This window comes from Mesorhizobium sp. M7A.F.Ca.US.014.04.1.1 (assembly GCF_003998745.1).
Taxonomy (GTDB): domain Bacteria; phylum Pseudomonadota; class Alphaproteobacteria; order Rhizobiales; family Rhizobiaceae; genus Mesorhizobium; species Mesorhizobium ciceri.
The window spans coordinates 1-558 of sequence record NZ_RZRW01001379.1 but is presented as its reverse complement, the minus strand read 5'-3'; the positions used below and the strand labels follow the sequence as shown (position 1 = coordinate 558).

Genomic DNA, 558 nt, shown 5'->3' with positions numbered 1-558 from the left:
ATGTTCAATAGCATCGACGAGAATGGTGACGGCAACATCGATCTAGACGAAATCCAGTCCCTCCTGCACGGCTCCAACGTGCATGGCACAAACAACGAAGACATGCCGTAGCTGCATCAAGACTGAGGAGCCGACTTCAGACGGAGCGGCAAGCGAGTCGCGGTCAGGCGAAGGCGCCGTTTGGAATGGCCCAAAATATTCTCTCAAGCTCCCGGAACATAGGTCGGCCATTGCGGTTCGACAGGCGGCGGGAACGGTCGATGAATAGCATGCCCGCTTGCCAAGCGCGGGTCCCGATCGACCTTGCCAACAGAGGAGCGGGCTATGCGTGCGTTGGTCTGGCACGGTAAGGAAGACATACGCTGCGATCAGGTCTCCGATCCAGAAATTGAGGATGAACGGGACGCGATTATCAAGGTGACGAGTTGTGCCATCTGCGGCTCCGACCTTCACCTTTACCACAACTACGTGCCAGCCATGCTGCCAGGCGACATTATGGGCCACGAGATGATGGGAGAGGTCGTGGAGGTCGGCAGGGGCGTCAACGGCGCTCTGAAG

Annotated in this window: 2 protein-coding genes; both read left to right on the top strand. The window is 57.9% G+C overall.

All coding sequences use genetic code 11. The annotated features are described in order from the left end of the window. Positions 1–111, top strand: coding sequence for a hypothetical protein (locus EOA22_RS39785; protein WP_348629530.1), 111 nt, complete (start codon positions 1–3; stop codon positions 109–111). 213 nt (positions 112–324) lie between these two features. Beyond that, positions 325–558: alcohol dehydrogenase catalytic domain-containing protein (locus tag EOA22_RS36640; RefSeq protein ID WP_164756337.1), on the top strand; the 234-nt coding region annotated here is incomplete at its 3' end.